The sequence below is a fragment of the Streptomyces sp. NPDC006235 genome (genome assembly GCF_040613735.1).
In the GTDB taxonomy this organism is placed as follows: Bacteria; Actinomycetota; Actinomycetes; order Streptomycetales; family Streptomycetaceae; genus Streptomyces.
Map to the genome: position 1 here is coordinate 10,004 of NZ_JBEXSR010000029.1, position 22,215 is coordinate 32,218.

Sequence of the window (22,215 nt, forward strand, 5' to 3'; positions counted from 1 at the left end):
GCCACGCTCCCACCCGTCTCCCGCCCGTGGTGCCCCGCGGGGGGCCCGGGCGCGGCGCGCCCGCCCCCGGCTCGGGGTTAGGGGGTGTCCGCAATGTCCCGGCGTCCGCCCGGAGGGCGGGCCCGGCGGCGTTCGGTGCGTGCTCTGGGGGTCCCCCCGGCCGAAGGCTGGAGGAGTGCCGGGCGGACGCCCGCGTACTGGTTGTACGCGGGTGGTCGCCCGGTGCGGCGAGTGGGGGCACCTCCCACGCAGGGCAGGGACTTTGCGGACACCCCCTACTAGGCCGAGGCCGTCGTGCGCGGCGGTAGCCTGTCGTAGTAGTCGCCGACGGCCGTGAGGTACGCCGGGTCCCGGGTCTCGCTGTCGGTCTGGAAGCGGGGCGCCGCCTTGGCGTCTCCCCTGGTGCAGGCCAGCGTGATCTTCCGGCCCTGCGGGTCGATGCCGGTGACGACTCCGGCCGGCACCAGGACGCTGCGGCCGAACACCCACACGCCGGTGTCGACGACCAGGTGCCGCATGCCGTGCGGGGCGTCCTCACGGTCCACGTGCCCGATCGTGCCGTCGGTCGCGGCGACGGTGAAACCGGTCAGGTCCTGCCCCTCGACGTGACCGCTGTCCGGCGCGTACGACCAGATTCTGTCGATGGCCACGCTGCTCCATCCTCCCTGACGGTGTGCGGATCGCGGAGTCCGGCCGACGGTTCCCGCCCGACCGCTCCACAGCAGCAACTACCCTCCTGCCGCAAGCGCATTCGGTGCACACACGTGCCACCGTACGCCGTCGGCGGCGGGCTTCGGCAAGGTTCGTCGGCCTGGGGGCATGGGAGGCGGTTTCCGGGGTAATCGCGGGGCGCGGTGAAAACGGAGCCCGGTGGCGAAGGGAGGCAGATGAAAAACGCCAGCAGAGCCCGCACCAGAACCGGCATCGCCCCGCACCGCGGTCATCCGCAGAGGTGACCCGCCCAGGCCGTAGCACTTGTTGGAGGTACCCGTGCCCCTCGCCCAGAACCCGCTGTCCGTGGAAGTCGAACTGCCCCGGGAGGACGTGGCCCTGATCACGGTCGACGGCTACCTGGACGTCGACACCGCGACCGAGTTCCAGGCCCATCTGGCCAACCAACTCCACCACGGCCGACGGCACTTCCTGCTCGACCTGTCGTCCGTCCCCTTCATGGACTCGTCCGGGATGAACATCATCCTGCGGGTGTACCAGGAGACCCGCAGGACCGCCGGCAGCGTGCACGTCATCAACCCGACGCCGGCCGTGCGGCGCGTCCTCGACCTGACCGGTGTCAGCATCACGGTGCCGATATCCGAGAGCGTCGAGGAGGCTCTGGAACGCGCCGACGAGGTGCCGGACATCCCCGAGGAGCCCGGGGCGCAGAGCGCCTGACGGGCCGGGTGGCCCCTCGGGCACGCCGTCGGCGGGACCGGCGGCCCGGTATCCTCGTCCGCCCTGCCCGGACGGCCGTTCGTCCTGTGCGCGCCGGTGACGGCGCCGGTCAAGTGCCGCTCCCCCGGACCGGATCGGTTGCGCCGGATCCGGTGTCGTACGAGGTCGGCGCATGGTTAGAGTTGTCGCCCGGCAAGTGTCACAGCACCGTCCCGTTGCCTTTGGCGGGCTCGGTCGACGCAACGCGGATGAGGAGAGAACCAGGTGCCGGAGCACGAAGCGGACGGACAGCTCGCCACGCCGACACACGAGGTCAGGGACTTCCTGCACCGCAGGCGTGAGCAGATCGCCCAGCGGTGGGCGGACGAGCCCTTGTTCCGCACCGTGTTCACCGTCTCGCGTGACGAGGCGGTGGAGGCGAGCAAGGTCGTCGTGGACGCGCTGGCCCAGGTGGCCGACTCGGATCAGGTGGAGGACCCTGACGCCGCGGGATTCAGCGGCGTGCGTGAGCAGCTGGCCCGGATGGGGGCGGCCCGCTCGCGGGCCGGGCTCTCGAACACCCAGGTCGCCACTGAGCTGGCCGCGCTGCGGCCCCCTGTGGAGAACCTGCTGGCCGCCGATCTGGAGCAGGCGCCGCCCGAGCACATGCGGGCGTGTTCGACGGCGCTGACGGTGCTGATGGGCACCCTGCGGCTGGTCGCCATGCAGACGGCGCTGAGCGAGTGGCAGGCGCTCAGCGACCGGCAGCGGCTGCAGCTGATGGAGGTGGCGACGCCCGTCATCCGGCTGTGGGACGGCGTCGTGGCCGTTCCGCTGATCGGGACGCTGGACAGTGCCCGCAGCCAGGTGGTGATGGAGACGCTGCTGAACGCCGTCGTCGACCAGCACGCCCGGTTCGCGATCCTCGACATCACCGGCGTGCCGACGGTGGACTCGCTGGTGGCGCAGCACCTGATGAAGACGGTCGCCGCGGCGCGGCTGATGGGCGCCCAGTGCATCGTCTCGGGCATCCGCCCCGCCATCGCGCAGACCATCGTCCATCTCGGCCTGGACCTGGACGTGATCACCCGCGCCAGCCTTTCCGACGCGCTGCGGTACGCGCTGCACGAGCTCGGCGCGGACATCGTGAACCCGGGTGCGGGTCAGCGGTGAGCGACGCGTACTCCCGTCCCGTCCCGGGCCACGTGCCGGTTCTCCGGCTCGGTGACGTCCTGCTGGTCACGCTCCAGGGGGACCTGCACGACAGCACGGCACAGCAGCTCCAGCAGGATCTCGCGGAAACGATCTCCCGTACCGGGGTGCGTGGTGTCCTCATCGACATCTCCGGGGTGGAGATCGTCGACTCCTTCCTCGGCCGGGTGCTGGCCGAGATCGCCGCGCAGGCCAAGCTGCTGGCCGCGCGGACCGTGGTGGCCGGCATGCGCCCGGCGGTCGCCATCACCCTGGCGGAACTGGGTCTGACCCTGCCCGGGCTGAGCACGGCGCTGAGCACCGAGGCCGGCATGGAGCTCCTCACGCAGCAGACCCCGGCGTACCGTCCGGGCGGCCCGCGTCAGGAGAGTCCGTGATGCACACTGCCGCGGGCGTGGAGGCCTGCCTGCCCATCCGGTCGGACATGGACCTGGTGTGGGTGCGACAGCATGTGCGGCAGGCCGCGGCCCGGCTCGGCTTCGGCCTGGTGGAGCAGACCAAGCTGGTCACGGCGGCCAGCGAGCTGGCCCGCAACACCCTCGTGCACGGCGGTGGCGGACAGATGGAGGCGACGCACCTGTGCAGCGGCGGTGCGCAGGGGCTCCGGCTGGCCTTCACCGACCAGGGGCCGGGCATCGCCGACCTGGACCAGGCGCTCAGCGACGGCTACACCTCCGGCGACGGGCTGGGGATGGGTCTGAGCGGCGCCCGGCGCCTGGTGCACGACTTCGAGATCGACAGCACGCCGGGCGACGGCACCACCGTGCGGGTGACCTGCTGGGCGGCCCAGCCGCCGCGTCCGCGCGAGGAGGCCTGATGCCGCGCGTGTGGGACGTCCCGGTGCGCGATTCGACGCGGGTGCGCGACGCTCGGGTCGCCGCGGAGAGCGCGGCCGCGCTGGCCGGTCTGGACGAGCGGCGCACGGCGGCCGCCGCGCTGGTCGCGACCGAGCTGGCCACGAATCTGCTCAAGCACGCCGAGGGCGGTCAGGTGCTCATCGACATCGTGACCGCGCCCGCGCTGCGGGAGGACGGCGCGGAGTCCCGGGTCGTACAGATCACCACGATCGATCACGGACCTGGCATTCCGGATCTGCCCGCGGCCATGAGCGACGGTTTCTCCACGACCAGCTCGCTCGGCGCGGGCCTCGGCACGTGTCAACGGCTCGCCGACGACTTCGCCCTGCACAGCACGCCCGGCCGCGGCACGGTCGCGGTGGCCCGCGTGGGCACCACGCCGCGCGGTGGCGGCGGTCCGGTCGTGCGGGCCGGGGCCGCCTTCGTGCCGGGCGGCCGGGGCCCGGCGACCGGTACGGCTGTTCCCGGCGCCCCGGCCCGGTCCGAGGGCGGGGCCTTGGCCGGCGGCTGGTGGCCGGGCGGTGCCGCACGGGCGGGCGACGCACCGGTGGGAGCCGTGGCGTGCGGCACCCTGACGGGGCACGCGGTGGTACCCGGCGGCGCGGCGGCGCCCGGCGGCGCGGCGGTCTTCCCCGGGCGGGCGGGCGGCGTGCCCGACGGCAACGTGCCCGACGTCAGCGGCGGGCCCGGGGACAGCGGCACGCCCGGGAACAGCGGCCGGCCCGAGGTCAGCAGCAGGCCCGGGGACAGCGGTATGCCTGGGGAGAGCAGCGTGCCCGGGGGTGGTCGGGGTCTCGGGGATGGCGCCGGTCCTCGGCAGGTCTCCGCCGTTCCGGGCCGCGAGACGCGGGGGGACGGCGTACCGGGGCCGGCAGGGCTGCCCGGCCTGTCGGGAGACCGGTCCGTCGCCGTCGCCGGTGTGCGCGCCGGAGGCGTGAACATCCCCTACGGCGGAGCCGAGTACTCGGGTGACGCCTGGGCGTGGGTGCGTTCCGGCGACCGGCTGACGCTGATGCTGGCGGACGGTCTGGGGCACGGCCCGGAGGCGGCCCGCGCCTCGTCCGCCGCGGTCACGGCGCTGCACCGCTGGGCCCACCTCTCCCCCGCCGAGTCGCTGCGGCGGCTCCACGACGCCCTGAAGGGCACCCGGGGCGCGGCCGTCGCCCTGGCCCAGCTCGACGTGCGGGCCGGGCGGCTGCGGTTCGCCGGCATCGGCAACGTAGGGGCGCGGCTGCGCGCGGACGGCACCTGGCGTCCGCTGCTGTCGCGGCCAGGCATCGTCGGCGTGCACCGGCCCGGCACCCTCCGCGAGGAGGAGGCCGACTGGGCCGCCGACCGGCTGCTGGTCCTGCACACCGACGGCCTGCCCAGCCGCTGGACGCCGCCGTCCGACGCCGGTCTGCCCGCGGCCGACCCGGCCGTGACGGCCGCCCTGGCGATACGCGACGCGAGCAGTCCCGCCCGGCCGGTGCGGGACGACACCGCCGTGGCCGTGCTGACTCCGACCCCGCCGGAACTCCCATGATGCGCACTTGGCAGATCACCACCGTCACCGATGCGGCACGGGCCCGCATCGCCCTGGCGCGCCTGGCCGCCGCGTACGGTGTGCCCACCGTCGAACGGACCAGGCTGGCCGCCGCCCTCAGCGCCCATCTGCGGCAGTGCCTCACCAAGGGCGGCACCTGGCTGCTCACCCTGGACATGGCCGGGTCCCCCGCCGAGGAGGGGCTGCTGCACGCCGTGGTGACGCCGTCGCCGGACGCGTCGGCCGCCGCCGGGGAGCCGCCGTGGGAGGTCACTGTCCCCTGCCCCGAGGCGGCCCGGGCCACGGAGGCCGGTGCCGTCGAGGACGATCCCGCCGCCCTCGCGCAGGCGCTGCTCGGCGCCGACGAGGACACGGCCGTGGTGCTGGACAAGCTCACGGAGCAGGAGGACCTGGTCGCCTTCCACCGCGAGGAGCTGCACCAGACGAACCAGGGCGTCCTGGCGCTGCACGCCGAGCTGGACGCGGCGGGCCGGGCCCAGCGCGAGGCCTTCGCCGCCGAGCGCAGGGCACGCAACGAGGCGGAGAGCGCCCGCCGCCGGCTGACGTTCCTCGCGGACGCGAGCGCGGTGCTCACGGCCTCGCTCAACCACGAGGAGATCGTGCGCCGGCTGCCGGACCTGCTGGTGCCGGAGTACGCCCGCAGCGTCGACATCTGGCTGTTCGACAACGAGGACGACAAGCACCGGTCGGCGCCGCATCCGGCCGCCGCCGTGGTCGCGGCCCGAACCGGGCGGCCGCAGTACGCGGCCGACCATCCCGGCGGACTGCCCGGCGTCGACGACCAGCCGCCGTCCGCGCTGGATCCCACCCGGCCCCTGCTGTGCGTTCCGCTGCCGACGCGCCGGGCCCCGCTGGGCGTGCTGACCCTGTCGCCGCCCGGTGCGCGCTGGGACCCGGACGACGCGGTGATGCTGATCGAGCTCACCCGGCGGGCCAGCATCGCGATCGACAACGCCCGGCGCTTCGAGCACAACCGCGACATCGCCGAGACGCTGCAACGCGCCCTGCTCACGGATCTGCCGGCCACCCCGGGCCTGAGACTCGCCGCGCGGTATCTGCCCGCCACCCACGGGCTGAACATCGGTGGTGACTGGTACGACGCGTTCCCCCAGCGGGACGGCGGTCTCATCACCGTCGTCGGCGACGTGACCGGGCACGGACTGCACGCGGCCGTCATGATGAGCCAGCTGCGCACGGCGCTGCGGGCGTACGCGGTCGACGGTGACAGCCCGGGCCGGCTGCTGACCCGGCTGCACCGGTTCCTGCACCATCTCCAGCCGGATCTGTACGCCACCGCGGTCATCGCCCGGTTCCACCCGGACGAGCCCACCATGACCTGGGCCGCCGCGGGCCATCCGCCGCCGGTGCTGCGGCTGCCCGACGGGACCGTGCGCACCCTCGACGCCAAACCCGGCGCCATGCTGGGCATCCCCCTCACGCAGGAGATCGACGACCACACGGTGCGCCTGTCGCCGGGCTCGACGCTCGCGCTGTACACGGACGGACTGGTCGAACGGCGTGCACAGGGCATAGACCCGGGCATCGAGCGGCTGGCCTCGGCGCTCGGCGATTTCCGCTCGGCGGAGCTGGACGCCGATCTGGAGGGTTCGGCGGACCGGATCCTGCATCCGCTGCTGAGCGATTCCGAGCGCGACGACGACGTGTGTCTGCTGCTGTGTCATCTCCAAGGGGACGCCGCGTCCTGACGCCGCATCCTGTGACGGGTCCCGCCGACCGTGTGTGCACGCGTTCTTCACTCCCGCCTGGTGCTTTTCGGCCACGGGCCGGGCATGGTGGTGATCGACGCGTTCGTCTGCCTGCCGCGTCCGACTGGCGTGCCGGTCGAGGACGCGGTGGGATCAATGGGGTGCGAACCAGCGATCCAGGGGCAGTCGATAGGCGTTCGAGGCAGACCGCCTGGAGCCGCAGAAAGGGATGAACACCGTGACACGAGCCAGGATCCTGGTGGTTGGCGCAGGCTTCGCCGGCGTGGAGTGCGTCCGCCGTCTGGAACGGAAACTCTCCCCGGACGAGGCCGACGTCACGCTGGTGACGCCGTTCGCCTACCAGCTGTATCTTCCGCTGCTCCCCCAGGTCGCCTCCGGCGTGCTGACGCCGCAGTCGATCGCCGTCTCGCTGCGCCGCAGCAAGAAGTACCGCACGCGGATCATTCCGGGCGGGGCCATCGGCGTCGATCTAAAGTCCAAGGTCTGCGTCATCCGCACGATCACCGACCAGATCGTCAACGAGCCGTACGACTACATCGTGCTGGCCCCCGGCAGCATCACCCGCACCTTCGACATCCCGGGGCTGACGGACCATGCGTTCGGGATGAAGACGCTCGCCGAGGCGGCGTACATCCGTGACCACGTCATCTCGCAGCTGGACCTGGCCGACGCGAGCCAGGACCCCGCCGAGCGGGCCTCGCGGCTGCAGTTCGTGGTGGTCGGCGGCGGCTACGCGGGCACCGAGACCGCGGCGTGCCTGCAGCGGCTCACGCACGCGGCCGTGAAGCGGTACCCGCGGCTGGACCCTGGCCTGATCAAGTGGCATCTGATCGACATCGCGCCGAAGCTGATGCCGGAGCTCGGCGAGAAGCTCGGCAGCAGCGCGCAGGAGATCCTGCGCCGACGGGGCATCGAGATCTCCCTCGGCGTCTCGATCGCGAAGGCGGGCCCGGAGGAGGTCACCTTCACCGACGGGCGGGTGATCCCGACCCGCACGCTCATCTGGACGGCCGGGGTCGTCGCCAGTCCCCTCATCGCGACGCTGGGCGCGGAGACCGTCAAAGGGCGGCTGGCGGTCGCCCCCGAGATGAACCTGCCGGGCAACGACGGGGTGTTCGCGCTCGGCGACTCGGCCGCCGTGCCCGACCTGGCCAAGGGGGACGACGGCGCCATGTGCCCGCCCACCGCGCAGCACGCCCTGCGGCAGGGCAAGCACGTCGCGGACAACGTCATCGCGACGCTGCGGGGTCAGGCCAGGAAACCGTACGTCCACAAGGACCTGGGGCTCGTCGTCGACCTCGGCGGCACCGACGCGGTCTCCAAGCCGCTGGGCATCGAACTGCGGGGCCTGCCCGCCCAGGCCGTGGCACGCGGCTACCACTGGTCGGCGCTGCGCACCAACGTCGCCAAGACGCGGGTGATGACCAACTGGCTCCTCAACGCGGTAGCCGGCGACGACTTCGTACGGACCGGGTTCCAGGCCCGCAAGGCAGCGAGGCTGAAGGACTTCGAGTACACCGACGCCTATCTGACGCCGGAGCAGGTGCGGGCTCACGTCGAGGGAACCGCCCGGCAGGAGTAGGCCGGGCCGGACGGGGCCTTCCGCTCGTGGCATGTCATGCTGAGGTGCGGATCTTGGTGTGGTGAGTCGGGAGAGAGTGCGGCGGCGTGAGGGCAGCGGGACGGTCGGTGCGGGCACGACTGCGGGACCGGATCGCGGCGTCCGACCCGGGGCTGCTGCGCCTGACGGCCGGGCTGCGGACGGTCGGCGCCATCGCCCTCACGCTGGCCGTGCTCACCCTGTTCGGGGCCGATGTGCATCTGCTGGTGGCGGGGGCCATGGCGGCGATGGTCGCCACCTTCGCCATCCGGGAGAAGCAGCTCGGCGCCCAGGCCGTGACGCTGGCGCTGGGCCTGCCGGTGGCGCTGGTCTCCGTGACGCTGGGCGCGGTGCTCAACGCGCGTCTGTACGCCGGTGACGTCTTCTTCGTCGTCCTGATCTTCTGCGCGGTGTACGGCCGCCGGTTCGGCGACCGGGGCACGGCGCTCGGGCTGATCGGCTTCCAGGTCTACTTCCTGTCCCTGTTCGTCGGCGCCAAGGTGTCCGCGCTGCCCACGTTGTGCGGTGCCATCGCCGTGGCGTTCTGTGCCAGTGCCGTGCTGCGCTTCGCGGTCGTGCCCGCGACGCCGACGGGTGTCCTGCTGCGGCTGCGGCTGGCCTTCCGCGCCCGGCTGGCCCAGCTGGTGTCCGCGCAGCTCGACCTTCTCGACGCCGCCCCGGAGGAGATGGACAAGGCTCTGGAGGCCGTGCGCGAGGGCACGGCGCGGCTGCACGAGACGGCGATGATGATCCAGGCGCAGCTGGAGGAGGGCACCCCGGACGAGTCGGCGGCCCGTCTCGTGCAGCGGCGTATCGCGGACGCCGAGATCGCCGCCGAGCGGCTCGGTCTGCTGCTGCTGACCTCGCGCAGCGCCGAACGGGCCGACACTCTCACCCTGCACCTGCCGGGCGCTCCCGCGCCGTCGGTGGGGAAGCCGGCCGTACCGGACGAGGCCACGGCCACGCTCCGCCGTGATCTCCAGGCGCTGCGCGCTCTCGTGCTGCGGGCCGGGAGCGGCGACGCGGGGACCGGGCTGGCGCACGTGCGCAACCGTCTCCTCGGCTACCGGGACGAGGAGAACCTGCCGCCCGCGCCCGCGGCCGTCCAGGACGTGTTCCGTGGCATCGGCGAGGCGGCCCGCTCGGTGCTGGGGCTGCGGATCGCGCTGGACGGGCCGCAGGACGAGTCGGACGACACCCCCGCGACGGCCCGCTCCCGTGAGGAACTGGACGCGGAGGACGCCGCGATCGACGGCGGCGAGGAGCCGGCGGAGGAGAAGGAGACGGGGCTGCGGCGGCCCACCACACGCGCGGCCGTGCAGGTCGCCGTCGGGTCGGCACTGGCCATCGTGGGCGGCGAGCTGCTGTCCACGCAGCGCTGGTACTGGGCGGTGCTGACGTGCTGGATCGTTTTCCTGAACACCGCCTCGACGGGCGAGATCCTCGTCAAGGGGTACCGGCGGCTGCTGGGCACGGTGTTCGGCGTGGTGGCGGGCATCGTCCTGGCGGGTCTGGTCGGACAGCACACCTGGACGGCGTTCGGCCTGGTCCTGGTGCTGATCTTCGCGATGTTCTACGTGGCGCCGCTGTCGTACACGCTGATGTCGTTCTTCGTGACCGCGATGCTGGGGCTGCTGTACACGCTGCTGCACACCTACAGCCTCGACGTGCTCCTGCTGCGGGTGGAGGAGACGGCGCTCGGTGCGGCCTGCGGGGTCGTCGCGGCGGCGCTGGTGCTGCCGGTGCGGACCGACCGCCGGACGAACGAGCTGCTCGGCACGGTGCTGGAGCGGCTGGCCGATGTCACCGAGGCCGCGGTCGGCCAGCTGAGCGGCGGGCCGGCGGACGAGCTGCTGGACAAGGCGCGCGACCTGGACCAGGCGCTGGCCGACCTGCGGGCCGCCACGCAGCCGCTGACCCATCCGGTCACGCCGCTGCGGGCCCGGCGCCACACGGCCCGCTACGTGGTGGCGCTGCTGGAGACCTGCGCGTACCACGCGCGGACGCTGGCGGCCACCGCCGAGCTGCTGCCCACGCATCCCTCGATCGCGGCGGACCCCCGACTGCGCGGGGCCGCGGGGCGCACGGTACGCAACATCGAGACCATCGCGGCCCGGGTCGCCGACGAGCACGCCGCCGCCCGGGTCGAGACCGGGCCGAGCATCGCCTCACTGCTGGGCTCCGACGCCGGCACACCACGCTACGGCCGCATCACCGACCGCGTACTGCGACACCTGGAGCGACTCGACGAGGCCGTGGTGGGCCTCGCCCGACCACTGGACGTGCCGGTGGCGGAACCGCGGGCCTGAGGGGCCTGAGGCCGGGGACCCGGAGGGCCCCCGGGACCCGAGACCGCCGACCCGGGGACCGGGAGGGCCGGGGCACGAGCCCGTGGTGGGCAACCGCTGAGCGCGCGGTGGCGGACCCGCGGGCCTGAAGGGCCGCGAGCCGGAAACCGGAGGCCAGGGACCGGGGCAAGGAACGCGGAGGGCCCGGCGCCCGGGACCGCGGACCGGGAAATCGGGAGCCTGTGGCGGAACCGTGAGCCTGAAGGCCGGAGGCCAAGGCGGAGACCGGTATGCGCGAACCGGGAGCCGGGGGCCCGGAGGGCCAGGAGGCGAGACCGTGGTGGGCCTCGCCCAGCCGCTGAGCGTGCCGGTGGCGGAAGCGCGCGCTTGAAGGGCCGGAGACCGGGGACCGCCGACCGGAGGCCGGGGACCCAGAGAGCCGGGGCCTGGGATCCGGAAACCGACAGGCGCGAGATCGGGGACTGCGGACCGGAGGCCGGGGGGGCAGGCCCTGGTGGGCTGCTACGCGTGCCGGTGGCGGCACTGCGGGCCTGAAGGGGCCGGAGACCGGGGAGAACCGGGAGGGCCGGGGCACGAGGCCCTGGTGGGCCTTGCCCAGCCGCCCAGCGCGCCGGTGGCGGAAACGCACACCGAAGGCCGGAGACCAGGGACCTAGACGGCCGGGGCCTGGGACAACCCCAGGACCGACGGGCCGGGATCGGGGATCATGGGCCGGAGGCCGGAGCCCAGAGAGCCGGGGGCCTAGGGGACCGACGGGCCCGGGATCGGGGACCGTGGGCCGGAGGCCGGGGGCCAGAGAGCCGGGGGCCTAGGGGACCGACGGAGCCGAGGGACGAAGGCCCGGAGGGCCTGGGGCGTGGGGCAGGGCCGGGGTCGGAGGCTGGGCTTCAGGGGGCCCGGTGACCAGGGTCGAGGCTGGTCAGAAGTCCGTGGGCAGGCCGCTGACCTCGGCGATGCCCCGCAGTTCCTCCGTCTGCCGGTGCCGTTCCTTGATGTAGTCGGCGATCTCGCCGAGGCGGACCGGGTCGGACGCGGTGGACGCGTCCGTGACGATCCTGACCGGGCCGGTCTCGTCGACGTCGAGTTCGATCACTTCGTTGTCCAGGCGGCCGGTGACGGCGGTGGCGATGACGAGGGCCACCTCGTCCCGCACTTCCTGGGGCAGTTCGTCGTCGGCCCCGGAGTCGAGCGCGAAGTCGAGGCTGGACAGGCGCTCCTCGTCGATCGCCTGGAGGACCGGTTCCACCACGCGCATCAGGAGGCGGTAGTCCTCCGTGTCCATCCGGATGCGCAGGAGGTCCAGGTACACGTCCACGGGCCGGCCGTCGCCATGCGGAATCTCGGAATCGCTCATTGGCTTCGTGTTCCCCGGATGGCGCGGCTCAGACGCGGCGCCAGCGGGCCATGGCGAAGGAGAACACCCCGAACAGCACCAGCCCGGCCGCGACGCAGACCAGCAGCCAGGGGCCGAGAGGGGTGTCCGCGAAGCTGCGCAGGGTGTCGTCCAGGCCCTTGGCCCGGTCGGGTTCGTAGTCGACCGCGGCGCGGACGGCGAAGACGCCGGCCACGGCGAACACCAGCCCCCGGGCGGCGCCGCCGGCCACACCCGTGACGTCCACCAGCCGTCGTGTCCGGGGGTTCATCTGCCCGAGCCGGAGTTTGTCGTGGTACTTCCGGAGCACCGCCCGTACGCCGATCCACCCGCCGACCGCGACGATCGCGAGGCCGGCCGCGCCGACCAGCCACTGGCCCGCGGGCATCTCTAGGGCCCTGGCGGTGGCGTCCTGGGACTGCCGGTCGCTGGATCCGCCGCCGCTTCCGCCCCGGTCCGCCGCGAACGACAGCACGGAGTAGGCGACGAAGACGTAGAAGCAGAAGCGGGCCGTCGCCAGCAGCCGCTTGCGGGCGCTGCGGCCGTCCTGTCCGACGGAGCCGAAGAGCGCCTCGGACAGCCGCCACAGGGCCATACCGGCCAGTCCGATGCCCAGCGCCCACAGCATCACCGCGCCGAACGGCTTCTGCGACAGTTCGGCCAGGGCTCCCCCGCGGTCGGCCTGCTCACCGGTGTCGCCGAAGGCGATCTGCACCGCCAGGGCCCCGACGAGCAGGTAGATCACACCGCGGGCGGCCAGGCCCGCCCGTGCCGCCCCCTCGACAGCCGAACCCCGTGCCGCTCGCCGGGCCCGGATCCGGCCGTCCTGTGCCAATGCACTCGTGTTCATGTCGACCTCCCGGCACTCCGGATGCCCCGGCTCGCCCGGCACACACCCGGCCCGGCCACCGGACCAGGGGATTCCGGTCAGAGCGGGGCCTGCCGCGTGCGCTTCAGGACCGCCGGAACCTCGTTCCACGGCCGGCGCGGCCGAGGGCGTGCAGGTGCTCCAGGGCGTCCAGAACCACCGTGCGGTCGTGCCAGGCGAGCCACCGGCCGGCCTCGCCGCCCACGGTGTCGAGGGCCTTGGTCTGGGCCGTCGTCAGTCCCTGGAGGGGCCGGTCCAGATGGGCCGAGACCATGCCGACGCACAGGCCGGACGCGGTGATCAGCGGGACGCTGTGACAGGCCCTGCTGCCCGCCTGGAGGATGGCCCGGCGGGCCGGTTCGCTGAACACCGGGTCGCTCTCCACGTCCCGCACGGTGACCTGGGCGACGTCGCGGGCGGCCCGGGCGCAGGCGGTTCCGCCGCCGTCGACGTGGGCGAAGAAGTCGACGAAGTCGGGCGGGTGTCCGGTGTGCTCCTCCAGGCGCAGGCCGCCCCGGGCCCGGTCGGTGAGCTGGACGTTGCCCATGTCGGTGTCGACCACGGCCAGGGTGCTGCTCAGCACGGCCTTCAGGACGGCGCTGCGGCTGCCGGACCCGGACCGGTGGGCCGAGGTGAAGGTCAGGTCGGGTTCCGGCCGGCGGACCCGGCGCGGGAACCACAGCCGTTCCCGGCTGTCGGGAGGCGGCGCGGTCACCAGGAACCCCACGAGGGTCCGCAGCTTGACGTTGTACCGCTGGGACGCCCGCTGCATCAGCGCGAAGGCGCTCTCCGCGTCGGGCAGCGCGTACCGCTCCTGCAGCATGCCCTGGGCCTGTGAGATCAGCGGGTAGACGCGAGCCCGGGCACGCAGGTCGCGCACTTCGGCGCGCAGGCGCTCCAGTTCGGCATCGTCGTCTGCGGCCTTCCGTCCCGCTGTGGACATGGAACTCCCCGGTCTAGGTGACGTGACACGTAAGAGCCCGGCCTCGGCTGCCGCCGTGGGCCGGGCCCCTTCGGTGCCACGCCTTCCCCGTCACGTCATGCGCACACTCCGATCACGCGGGCTCCGGGGTCGGTGTGCGCTGCCCGGTGACGGAGGGCGGGGCGGACGACTCGCGGGCCGGTGCGGGTGCGGTCGCGAGCCACTGGTGAGCGACTTCCAGGGCACGCTCGACGTTCCGGGTGCCGGTGGACACGCACAACGTGTACTCAAGGTCGCCTGCCCGCCCGCTCAGGTCGGCCGGTTCTCCCGGTCGCGCGGCGGCCGACAGTGCTTCGTACTCGTCGACGAGGCGACGGAGCACGACGGGATGGGGCCTCAGCATGGCTTTCTCGCTCCTCGGTGGGTCGGTGGTCAGGCCGTCGTGGAGGTGCCGCGGGTGCCCGTCCGCTGCCCCAGGACCTCGTCACGCACGCGGGCGCAGCTGCGGCTGATGAGGCGGGAGACGTGCATCTGGGAGATGCCCAGGTGGTCGGCGATGCGGCTCTGGGTCATGTCCTCGAAGAACCGCATGTAGAGAATGGCCCGCTCGCGTTCCGGCAGGCGGCGCAGGCCTTCCTTGGCGGATTCGCGGTCGACGACGACGTCGTAGGACGAGTCCGCCGCGCCGAGGGTGTCCGCGAGGCTGTAGCCGTCGTCGTCGGCGGAGAGTTCGGCGTCCAGTGACAGGGTGCTGAAGCTCTCCAGCGCCTCGAGCCCGGCGCTGACCTCTTCCTCGGTCAGGCCGGTGTGGGCGGCGATGTCCGCCACGGAGGGCTCGGGGCTGCCCGGGTTCTGGGTGAGTTCACGGCGTGCAAGCCGCACCTTGTTGCGCAGTTCCTGCACGCGGCGGGGGACCCGCAGGGCCCACATGCGGTCCCGGAAGTGCCGCTTGACCTCGCCGGTGATGGTGGGGACGGCGTAGCTCTCGAAGGCTCCCCGGCTCGGGTCGAACCGGTCGATGGCCTTGACGAGCCCGAGGGCCGCCACCTGCCGGAGGTCCTCGATCGACTCTCCGCGGTCGCGGAAGCGGCCGGCGATCCGGTGGGCCATGGGCAGCCAGAGCGTGACGAGCTCGTCGCGGACTGCTTCTCGTTCGGGCCCTTCCTCCAGTTCCGCCAGCCGGGCGAAGAGAGCCGCGGTGTCCGGAGCGTCGTCGTGCCGCCGCCGCGTGGCGGTGGTCGTCGATTCGGGCGTGCCGGGACGGTTCGTGGGCGTATCGATGAGCATGCGGATTCGCTCCTGAACAACGATGGTCTCAGGGACTTACCGCGGGACGGTCGCCGCCCGGATCGCCTGGAGGGCCTCCGGGGCAGTCGTACATACCGCTCCCGCTGGCGCGCCTCCGGTCCGAAGCACGAGTTTGCGTCTGCCCTGCCCCCGGTGGAACAAACTCCACTTTGCTGAGCAATCTGGAGTGAACCGGTCCGCGGGCGTTCAGGCCAGGGGGACGACGGCGGTGATGCGCTTGCCGCCGGCGGGCAGATCGGACACGCGGACGTCACGGGAGAGGCGGCAGACGATGGGCCAGCCGTGGCCGCCGTGCCGCAGCCGTCCGTGTGGATCGGTGGGCGGCGCGGTCACCGGCAGTTCGTCGCTGCGGTCGCTCACCGAGAGCCGTACGCCGGGCCCGTCGACGTCGACCTGGAAGTCGGTGACGCCGCCGCCGTGCAGGATGGCGTTGGTCGTCAGCTCCGAGGCGACGAGCAGTGCGTCGGACAGGGCGTCGGCGTCACAGGCGGTATGGGTCGTGCGGCAGCGCTCGGCCACGGCGCGCTCCACGGCCCGGCGTGCCTCGGCGGGTTTGCACGGCCGGGCCCGGTGCGCACCGGGCGGCTCGAATACTGATTCGATCATGTGCTCCTCGCACATCCTTAAGCTCCCTGCTCGGTCAGGACATGACCCGGGTCCCGGATCCCGCACCGTGGCCGCCTGCCCGGGCACACTTCGGGCTCACGGACCCGCAATTCGGTGTCTTCTTCCTTCCACCGCCCGCGGTTTCGGGGCGCGTCGCGCGAGCACCGCGGGTCTCCTTAGTTCGGCTGACCTCTCCCCGCACCTGCAAACCTCGGTCCGCACCACTGTCGGAAAATCACCCCGAAAAGACCCCGGTGGCAGATCCGGGAAACTCCGGGAAATCCGGGCCGGCCGTGAATCGTTGCCATCACCACGCGTCGCCGGGGTACGCGGGGTGCATGACCGATGTGGTGGATTCCGACGAACTGCTGCGGCGCATCCAGCGCGCGAGGGCCTGCGCGGTGCGCGAGGAGCGGTCCTGGCGGACCAGGAGCGAGGAACTGGGCCCGACCGACCCGCAGGGCGCCCGGGACGCGACCGTGCGGCAGATGTCCTACGAGGCGGTGCTGACGGTGCTGGACGAGATCCTGACTCCGGGCAAACACACCGCGGAGGGCTGACCAAGAGGTCCGCTGCCCGCTGCCGGGCACGGGCGGATTGTGCGGGCACCTGCCGGGAACCCGGTGCGCATGACAGTCGACCACACCAGAGCACCGGTCCTGGAAGCCCTGGACGAGTACCGCCGCAAGGGGCACCTGTCGTTCACGCCGCCCGGGCACAAGCAGGCCCGGGGCGCCGACCCGGCGGTCCGGGAGGTCCTCGGTGACGCGGTCTTCCACGGCGATGTGCTGGCCTCCGGTGGTCTGGACGACCGGCTCACCCGCGGGCGGGTGCTGCAACGCGCCCAGGAGCTGATGGCCGACGCGGTGCACGCCGAGCACACGTTCTTCAGCACCTGCGGCAGTTCCCTGTCGGTGAAGGCCGCGATGCTGTCGGTCGCCGGGCCGCACGAGAAGCTGCTGATCGGGCGTGACGCCCACAAGTCGGTGGTGGCGGGACTGATCATCTCCGGGATCGAGCCCGTCTGGGTCGAGCCGCGGTGGGACGCCGAGCGGCACCTGGCCCATCCCCCGTCCGCCGAGGACTTCGACCAGGCCTTCGACGCCCGCCCGGACGCGCGGGGTGCGCTGGTCACGAGCCCCACACCGTACGGCGGCTGCGCGGATCTGCGGGCGGTCGCCGAGGTGTGCCACCGACGCTCGCGGCCGCTGATCGTGGACGAGGCCTGGGGCGCGCATCTGCCCTTCCATCCCGGTCTGCCGTCCTGGGCGATGGACGCGGGCGCGGACATCTGCGTGACCAGCATCCACAAGATGGGCAGCGGCCTGGAGCAGGGCTCGGTCTTCCATCTCCAGGGCGATCTGGTCCCGCCGGCGCTGCTGGGGATGCGCGCGGACCTGCTGGGCACCACGAGCCCGTCGGTGCTGATCTTCGCTGGCCTGGACGGCTGGCGGCGGCAGATGGCGCTGCACGGCGAGGAGCTGATGGGCGGCGCCCTCACGCTCGCGGCCGAGGTCCGCTCCGCCATCGAGGAGATCGACGGGCTGCACGTCAACGACCGCGACGACTTCTGCGGCCCGGGCCTGTCCGACGACCTCGACCCGCTGCCCGGCGTCATCGACGTCACCGGGCTGGGGATCACGGGCTACCAGGCGGCGGACTGGCTGCGCGAGCACCGGCAGATCGACGCGCATCTGGTGGACCACCGCCGCATCGGCGCGCAGATCACCCATGGCGACGACCGGGAGACGACCGGGCAGCTGCTGGAGGCGCTGCGGGACCTCGCGGGGACCGCGCGGGAGCTGCCGCGGGCGCCGCGGGTGGAGGTGCCGTCGCCGGCGGGGCTGCGGATGGAACAGGCCGTGCTGCCCCGGGACGCGTTCTTCGGTCCGGCCGAGGACGTGCCGGTGGCGGGGGCGGCCGGACGGGTCGCGGCGGAGATGATCACGCCGTATCCCCCCGGCATCCCGGCCGTCCTGCCCGGCGAGCGCCTCACCGAGCCGGTGCTGGCGTACCTGCGGACCGGTCTGGCCGCGGGGATGCATCTGCCCGACCCCACCGACCCGGAGCTCGAGACGGTCCGGGTCCTCGCCGAGGACGCGGACTGAAGTGAAACGGGTCACGCGACCCGGTCCGGGGTGCACACAGGCCCCAGGGATGGTTTACGGTTCATCCATACGTGGTGACGGAGTCGACCCCCTGTCCTCCGCACCACCGCTTACGGCCCTGGCTGGTCTCCCCCGTCCAGCCAGGGCTTTTTCATGTCCCGGAAAAGTTGTGCACGCCGAGGTGCCCGGGGGCCCGGCAGCGGCTGAAATGGGCGTAGGGAAAGCACCGGAAGTCGACCGCCCGGCGAGGAGCTCCGCGTCATGACCAAAGCGATCAAACTCCTGACCGCCCTGCCCCCGCCCCAGCGGCAGCGCCTGATGACACTCGCCCGGGAGGTGTCCTTCCCCGAGGACGCCCGGATCTTCGAGGCGGGCGGAACGGCCGACCGTTTCTGGGTCATCCGCTCCGGCGCGGTCTCCCTGGACCAGCAGGTGAACTCCCTCCAGCGGGTGACCGTGGCCAGCCTCGGCGCGGGCGACCTGCTCGGCTGGTCCTGGCTGTTCCCGCCGTACACCTGGGACTTCGGGGCGGTGGCGTTCAGTCCCGTCCGGGCCTACGAGTTCGACGCGGCGGCCGTGCTGCGGCTGTGCGAGGAGGATCCGCAGCTCGGGCTGGTGCTGGTGCGCAATGTCGCCGAGGTGCTCGCGCACCGGCTGGAGATGACCCGGGGCAAGCTGATGGAGCAGTACACGCTGCACCGGCGAGGCGCCCTGTGAGACGTCAGACGCGGTAGCGCCGCAGCGCCGGTACGGCGGCGGCCAGGACCAGCATCACGGCGACGACCAGCAGCCCGCCGCCCGCGACGGCGGTCCGGGGGCCGAAGGCGGAGCCCGCGGTGCCGTGCAGCACGTCGGCCAGGCGCGGACCGCCCGCCACGACGACGGTGAAGACGCCCTGCATGCGCCCGCGCATCTCGTCGGTCGCGGCGGACAGCAGGATCGCCCCGCGGAAGACCATCGACACCATGTCGGCGACCCCGGCCACGGCCAGGAACGCCACCCCCACCCACAGACTGCGGCTGAGCCCGAAACCCGTGATGGCCACGCCCCAGACGACGACCGCCCCGATGACCATCCAGCCGTGCCGGCGGGCCCGGGAGAAGGTGCCGGAGAACAGGCCGCCGAGCACGGCACCGATGGGAATCGCCGCGAACAGCAGCCCGAGCGCGAGCCCCTCGCCGTAGGGCGCGTAGGTCTGGGCGGCGAGCTGCGGGAACAGGGCCCGGGGCATGCCGAGGACCATGGCGATGATGTCGGCGAGGAACGACAGCAGCAGCACGGTGTGCCCGGAGATGTAGCGGAAACCGGCGGCTATCTCCTTCACGCCCGCGCGGGGCACCGCCGTTCCGCCCAGGGGCGGCAGCGACGGCAGCCGGTACACCGCCCACACCGTGACGCACAGGGCGACGGCGTCGATGAGATACAGCTCGGGCAGGCCGATGACGGGGATGAGGGCACCGGCCAGCAGCGGGCCCGCCACCTGGCCGGTCTGCATCACGGTCGAACCGAGGGCGTTGGCCGCGGGCAGTTCGTCCTCGGGGACCAGCCGGGCTATGGAGGCGTTGCGGGCCGGTGCGTTCAGGCCCCAGAAGGCCTGCTGCACAGCGAGCAGCAGCATGAGCGCGGTCACCGACTCCAGGCCGGTGAAGGCCTGGAGCCAGAACAGCAGCGAGGTGACGGCGATGCCGCTGTTGGTGATCAGCAGCAGCTTGCGCCGGTCCATGCTGTCGGCGATCGCCCCGCCCCACAGCGCGAACACGATCAGCGGCAGCAGGCCGGCCATGCTCGCGGCGCCGACCCAGGCCGAGGAGCCGGTGATGTCGTAGATCTGCTTGGGTACGGCGACGGCGGTGAGCTGGCTGCCGACGGCCGTGACGATGGTCGAGCTCCACAGCCGCCGGTAGGCGGGGCGGCGCAGGGGGCGGGTGTCCATGGCCCAGCGCCGCCAGCCGCGCCGCCGGGGGGCCTCCGGCGCCGGATGCCGCTCGTCCTTCCTGCTCTCACTCGTGTCCACTCGCCGCTTCCTGGATGCTCGCTACACCGACCGGGCCGGGGATCACTATCGCACCGGCCTCCGGGCGCCGGATCGCCGAGGTCTCAGCTCCCGGTGATGAGCACGGCACCGAGCACGATCATGGTGGCGGCGACCAGGCCGTCCAGGACGCGCCAGGCGGCGGGCCTGGCGAGGAAACGGCCGAGCAGCCGGGCGCCGAACCCGAGGGCGGCGAACCAGCACAGGCTGGCCAGCACGGCGCCGAGGCCGAACGTCCAGCGCAGCGGGCCGTGGTCGGCGGCGACGGAGCCGAGCAGGAAGACGGTGTCGAGGTAGACGTGCGGGTTGAGCCAGGTCATCGCCAGGCAGGTGAGGACCGCCCGGTGCGTCGATCCGGCCGACTCCCCTTCCGTCTTCAGCGCGCCGCCGTCCGGCCGGAACACCCGGCGGGCGGCCAGGGCGCCGTAGCCCAGCAGGAACGCGCCGCCGATCCAGCCGACCGCCTTCAGTGCGCCCGGCCAGGTCACCACCACGGCACCGACCCCGAAGACGCCGAGGGCGATGAGCGCGGCGTCGGACAGGGCGCAGATGGCGACGACGGCGAGGACGGCCTGGCGGCGGATCCCCTGGCGCAGGACGAAGGCGTTCTGGGCGCCGATGGCGACGATGAGGGACAGTCCGGTGCCGAACCCCGCGGCCGCGGCGGTGAAGGTGCTGGTCATGGCCGTGACGCTACGGACCGGCCCGGGTCGCGTACAGCTAAAGATTCTTACGTATCGTTAGCAGACGTGATGACTGATCTGCCTCTGGACCAGGTGCGCACCCTGCTCGCGGTCGTCGACGAGGGGACGTTCGACGCCGCGGCGGCCGCGCTGCATGTGACGCCCTCGGCGATCAGTCAGCGTGTGAAGGCGCTGGAGCAGCGCACCGGGCGGGTGCTGCTGCTGCGGACCAAGCCGGTGCGGCCGACGGAGTCGGGCGAGGTGCTCGTGCGACTGGCCAGGCAGGTGGCGCGGCTGGAGCACGACGCGTACGCGGAGCTCGGGCTGAGCGGCAGCGGGGAGCCGACGCGGGTGTCGGTGGCGGTGAACGCGGACTCACTGGCCACCTGGTTCCTCCGGGTGCTCACGCGTGTGCCGGAGGAGATGCGGCTGTACTTCGAACTGCGCCGCGAGGACGAGGACCACACGGCGGCGCTGCTGCGGGAGGGGGTGGTGATGGCGGCGGTGACCTCGTCGCCCGACCCCGTGCCGGGCTGTTCCGTCCGGTCGCTGGGGCGGATGCGCTACCTCCCCGTGGCCGCGCCGGACTTCGCCGCGCGCCGGCTCGGCGGCCCGCTGGAACGGGTGCTCCCCGACCTGCCCGTGGTGGCCTTCGACCGGCGGGACGACTTCCAGGACGGCTTCGTGCGCCGGCTCACCCGGGGACGGTGCGGCGCGAGCGCGCTGCGGCACTACGTGCCGACCTCGGAGGGTTTCGTCGAGGCCGTGGTGGCCGGACTGGGGTGGGGCCTGGTACCCGAGGCCCAGGCGGACACGCTGCTGCACGCCGGGCGGCTGGTCGAATTCGCCCCGGGCCGGACGGTGGACGTGCCGCTGTACTGGCAGCAGTGGAAGCTCGACTCGCCCGCGCTGGCCCAGGTGGCCGAGACGGTGGCGGCCGCAGCCGCGGAGGCGCTGCGGGTGTGACGCCCTACTCCCGGACGCCCTCCAGCTGGGCCGCCGCGCTGTCCAGCAGCATGTCCAGGGCCGTCGGATAGGCGCTGGTGAGCATGCGGGTGGCGAGCAGGGGCGCCGCCTCCGCGATGCGGGGGTGGGTGGTGGCGGGCAGCCGGGCGTAGGTCGAGCGCCACATCTCCTCGTCGGCCCGCAGCGAGGCGCTGGGCAGGGCGAGCGAGGCGGCGTCGAGGGCGGCGAAGGCCAGTGTGGTGTCGACGAAGGCGTGGTAGACGCGTACCGCGTCCGGCACCGCGAAGCCCGCCGTGCGCAGGATGTCCAGGACGGCCTCGTCGGCCGCGAGTTCGTGGGCCCGGCCGGAGACGCGGCTCGCGGTGAGCACCGCGGCCTGCGGGTGCTCCACGTACGCGGCGTGGATGCGCAGCCCCACGGCCCGCAGGTCCGCCCGCCACTCCCCCGTCGGCTCCCAGCCGTCGAGTGCCTGTCCGATCAGTGCGTCGCCGATGGCGAGCGTCAGATCGTCCATGCCCCGGAAGTACCGGTAGAGCGTGCTCGGGTCGGCGTCCAGGGCCAGACCGAGCCTGCGGGCGGTCAGCCCCGCGCTGCCGTGTTCGCGCAGCATGCGCAGCGCCGTCTCGACGATCAGCCGCTCGGACAGCACGGTGCCGCCCTTGGTGGGCCTGCGCCGGCGGCGTTTCTCCTCGGGCACCACGGGCTTCGGCACGACGGTCTCCTCCTCC

At 73.1% G+C, this 22,215-nt stretch carries 21 protein-coding genes and 2 pseudogenes; 13 read left to right on the forward strand and 10 right to left on the reverse strand.

Going from position 1 to position 22,215, the window contains the following annotated elements; translation table 11 throughout:
- Positions 1 to 278 precede the first annotated feature (278 nt).
- Positions 279 to 650, reverse strand: coding sequence for a PRC-barrel domain containing protein (locus tag ABZ192_RS28290; protein ID WP_356927299.1), 372 nt, complete (start codon positions 648 to 650; stop codon positions 279 to 281).
- Between the two features lie 340 nt (positions 651 to 990).
- Here ABZ192_RS28290 and ABZ192_RS28295 point away from each other — a divergent pair, with 340 nt between their 5' ends.
- From ABZ192_RS28295 to ABZ192_RS28335, 9 genes and pseudogenes are all read left to right on the forward strand, one after another.
- Entirely contained in the window at positions 991 to 1,392 is a 402-nt protein-coding gene (locus tag ABZ192_RS28295; protein ID WP_356927300.1) for an STAS domain-containing protein, read from the forward strand.
- 264 nt (positions 1,393 to 1,656) lie between these two features.
- Positions 1,657 to 2,544, forward strand: a complete 888-nt coding sequence (locus ABZ192_RS28300; RefSeq protein ID WP_356927301.1) for an STAS domain-containing protein — start codon at positions 1,657 to 1,659, stop codon at positions 2,542 to 2,544.
- On the forward strand, positions 2,541 to 2,960 hold the full coding sequence (locus ABZ192_RS28305; RefSeq protein WP_086558899.1) for an STAS domain-containing protein: 420 nt from the start codon (positions 2,541 to 2,543) through the stop codon (positions 2,958 to 2,960). The genes ABZ192_RS28300 and ABZ192_RS28305 overlap by 4 nt, the downstream gene beginning before the upstream one ends.
- The gene (locus ABZ192_RS28310) at positions 2,960 to 3,400 is read left to right on the forward strand and encodes an anti-sigma regulatory factor (RefSeq protein ID WP_356927302.1); all 441 of its coding nucleotides are present in this window, start codon (positions 2,960 to 2,962) and stop codon (positions 3,398 to 3,400) included. Before ABZ192_RS28305 ends, ABZ192_RS28310 begins: the two co-directional genes overlap by 1 nt.
- A pseudogene (locus ABZ192_RS28315) lies at positions 3,400 to 3,813 on the forward strand (anti-sigma regulatory factor); the annotation flags it as partial. The gene ABZ192_RS28310 and the pseudogene ABZ192_RS28315, both read left to right, overlap by 1 nt.
- 546 nt (positions 3,814 to 4,359) lie before the next feature.
- Positions 4,360 to 4,965, forward strand: a pseudogene (locus ABZ192_RS28320) (SpoIIE family protein phosphatase); the annotation flags it as partial.
- Positions 4,962 to 6,692, forward strand: a complete 1,731-nt coding sequence (locus tag ABZ192_RS28325; protein ID WP_356927303.1) for a SpoIIE family protein phosphatase — start codon at positions 4,962 to 4,964, stop codon at positions 6,690 to 6,692. The pseudogene ABZ192_RS28320 and the gene ABZ192_RS28325, both read left to right, overlap by 4 nt.
- A 229-nt stretch (positions 6,693 to 6,921) precedes the next feature.
- A complete protein-coding gene (locus tag ABZ192_RS28330) occupies positions 6,922 to 8,295 on the forward strand; it encodes an NAD(P)/FAD-dependent oxidoreductase (RefSeq protein WP_356927304.1) in 1,374 nt (457 codons plus the stop codon).
- Positions 8,296 to 8,381: 86 nt separating this feature from the next.
- Complete coding sequence (locus ABZ192_RS28335) at positions 8,382 to 10,622, forward strand: FUSC family protein (RefSeq protein WP_356927305.1); 2,241 nt, start codon at positions 8,382 to 8,384, stop codon at positions 10,620 to 10,622.
- Between the two features lie 919 nt (positions 10,623 to 11,541).
- Here the strand turns inward: ABZ192_RS28335 and ABZ192_RS28340 are convergent.
- The 6 genes from ABZ192_RS28340 to ABZ192_RS28365 all read right to left on the reverse strand — a co-directional run bounded on the left by ABZ192_RS28340 (position 11,542) and on the right by ABZ192_RS28365 (position 15,713).
- Positions 11,542 to 11,976 carry a hypothetical protein gene (locus tag ABZ192_RS28340; RefSeq protein WP_356927306.1) on the reverse strand — a complete coding sequence of 145 codons (435 nt, stop codon included), beginning with the start codon at positions 11,974 to 11,976 and terminating at the stop codon, positions 11,542 to 11,544.
- A 28-nt stretch (positions 11,977 to 12,004) separates the two neighbouring features.
- Positions 12,005 to 12,844 (reverse strand): DUF1206 domain-containing protein, encoded by an 840-nt coding sequence (locus tag ABZ192_RS28345; RefSeq protein WP_356927307.1) that lies wholly within the window; start codon positions 12,842 to 12,844, stop codon positions 12,005 to 12,007.
- A gap of 103 nt (positions 12,845 to 12,947) precedes the next feature.
- On the reverse strand, positions 12,948 to 13,805 hold the full coding sequence (locus tag ABZ192_RS28350; RefSeq protein ID WP_356927308.1) for an ANTAR domain-containing protein: 858 nt from the start codon (positions 13,803 to 13,805) through the stop codon (positions 12,948 to 12,950).
- A 112-nt stretch (positions 13,806 to 13,917) separates the two neighbouring features.
- Entirely contained in the window at positions 13,918 to 14,187 is a 270-nt protein-coding gene (locus ABZ192_RS28355; RefSeq protein WP_356927309.1) for a DUF5133 domain-containing protein, read from the reverse strand.
- A gap of 29 nt (positions 14,188 to 14,216) precedes the next feature.
- The gene (locus ABZ192_RS28360) at positions 14,217 to 15,071 is read right to left on the reverse strand and encodes a SigB/SigF/SigG family RNA polymerase sigma factor (RefSeq protein ID WP_356927310.1); all 855 of its coding nucleotides are present in this window, start codon (positions 15,069 to 15,071) and stop codon (positions 14,217 to 14,219) included.
- 207 nt (positions 15,072 to 15,278) lie between these two features.
- Positions 15,279 to 15,713 (reverse strand): ATP-binding protein, encoded by a 435-nt coding sequence (locus tag ABZ192_RS28365; RefSeq protein WP_356927311.1) that lies wholly within the window; start codon positions 15,711 to 15,713, stop codon positions 15,279 to 15,281.
- Positions 15,714 to 16,036: 323 nt separating this feature from the next.
- Here ABZ192_RS28365 and ABZ192_RS28370 point away from each other — a divergent pair, with 323 nt between their 5' ends.
- From ABZ192_RS28370 to ABZ192_RS28380, 3 genes are all read left to right on the forward strand, one after another.
- A complete protein-coding gene (locus ABZ192_RS28370) occupies positions 16,037 to 16,258 on the forward strand; it encodes a hypothetical protein (RefSeq protein WP_356927312.1) in 222 nt (73 codons plus the stop codon).
- A gap of 69 nt (positions 16,259 to 16,327) precedes the next feature.
- Positions 16,328 to 17,806 carry an ornithine decarboxylase gene (locus tag ABZ192_RS28375; RefSeq protein ID WP_356927313.1) on the forward strand — a complete coding sequence of 493 codons (1,479 nt, stop codon included), beginning with the start codon at positions 16,328 to 16,330 and terminating at the stop codon, positions 17,804 to 17,806.
- Between the two features lie 261 nt (positions 17,807 to 18,067).
- Positions 18,068 to 18,523 (forward strand): cyclic nucleotide-binding domain-containing protein, encoded by a 456-nt coding sequence (locus tag ABZ192_RS28380; RefSeq protein ID WP_356927314.1) that lies wholly within the window; start codon positions 18,068 to 18,070, stop codon positions 18,521 to 18,523.
- A 4-nt stretch (positions 18,524 to 18,527) separates the two neighbouring features.
- On the opposite strand, the gene ABZ192_RS28385 is transcribed toward ABZ192_RS28380, so the two are convergent.
- Both ABZ192_RS28385 and ABZ192_RS28390 read right to left on the reverse strand, forming a co-directional pair.
- Positions 18,528 to 19,820, reverse strand: a complete 1,293-nt coding sequence (locus ABZ192_RS28385) for an MFS transporter (RefSeq protein WP_356927315.1) — start codon at positions 19,818 to 19,820, stop codon at positions 18,528 to 18,530.
- 83 nt (positions 19,821 to 19,903) lie between these two features.
- The gene (locus ABZ192_RS28390; protein ID WP_356927316.1) at positions 19,904 to 20,521 is read right to left on the reverse strand and encodes a LysE/ArgO family amino acid transporter; all 618 of its coding nucleotides are present in this window, start codon (positions 20,519 to 20,521) and stop codon (positions 19,904 to 19,906) included.
- A gap of 69 nt (positions 20,522 to 20,590) precedes the next feature.
- Here ABZ192_RS28390 and ABZ192_RS28395 point away from each other — a divergent pair, with 69 nt between their 5' ends.
- Positions 20,591 to 21,487 (forward strand): LysR family transcriptional regulator ArgP, encoded by an 897-nt coding sequence (locus ABZ192_RS28395; protein ID WP_356927317.1) that lies wholly within the window; start codon positions 20,591 to 20,593, stop codon positions 21,485 to 21,487.
- A 4-nt stretch (positions 21,488 to 21,491) separates the two neighbouring features.
- Here the strand turns inward: ABZ192_RS28395 and ABZ192_RS28400 are convergent, their stop codons facing one another.
- Positions 21,492 to 22,199, reverse strand: coding sequence for a helix-turn-helix domain-containing protein (locus ABZ192_RS28400; RefSeq protein ID WP_356927318.1), 708 nt, complete (start codon positions 22,197 to 22,199; stop codon positions 21,492 to 21,494).
- Between the last annotated feature and the right edge of the window lie 16 nt (positions 22,200 to 22,215).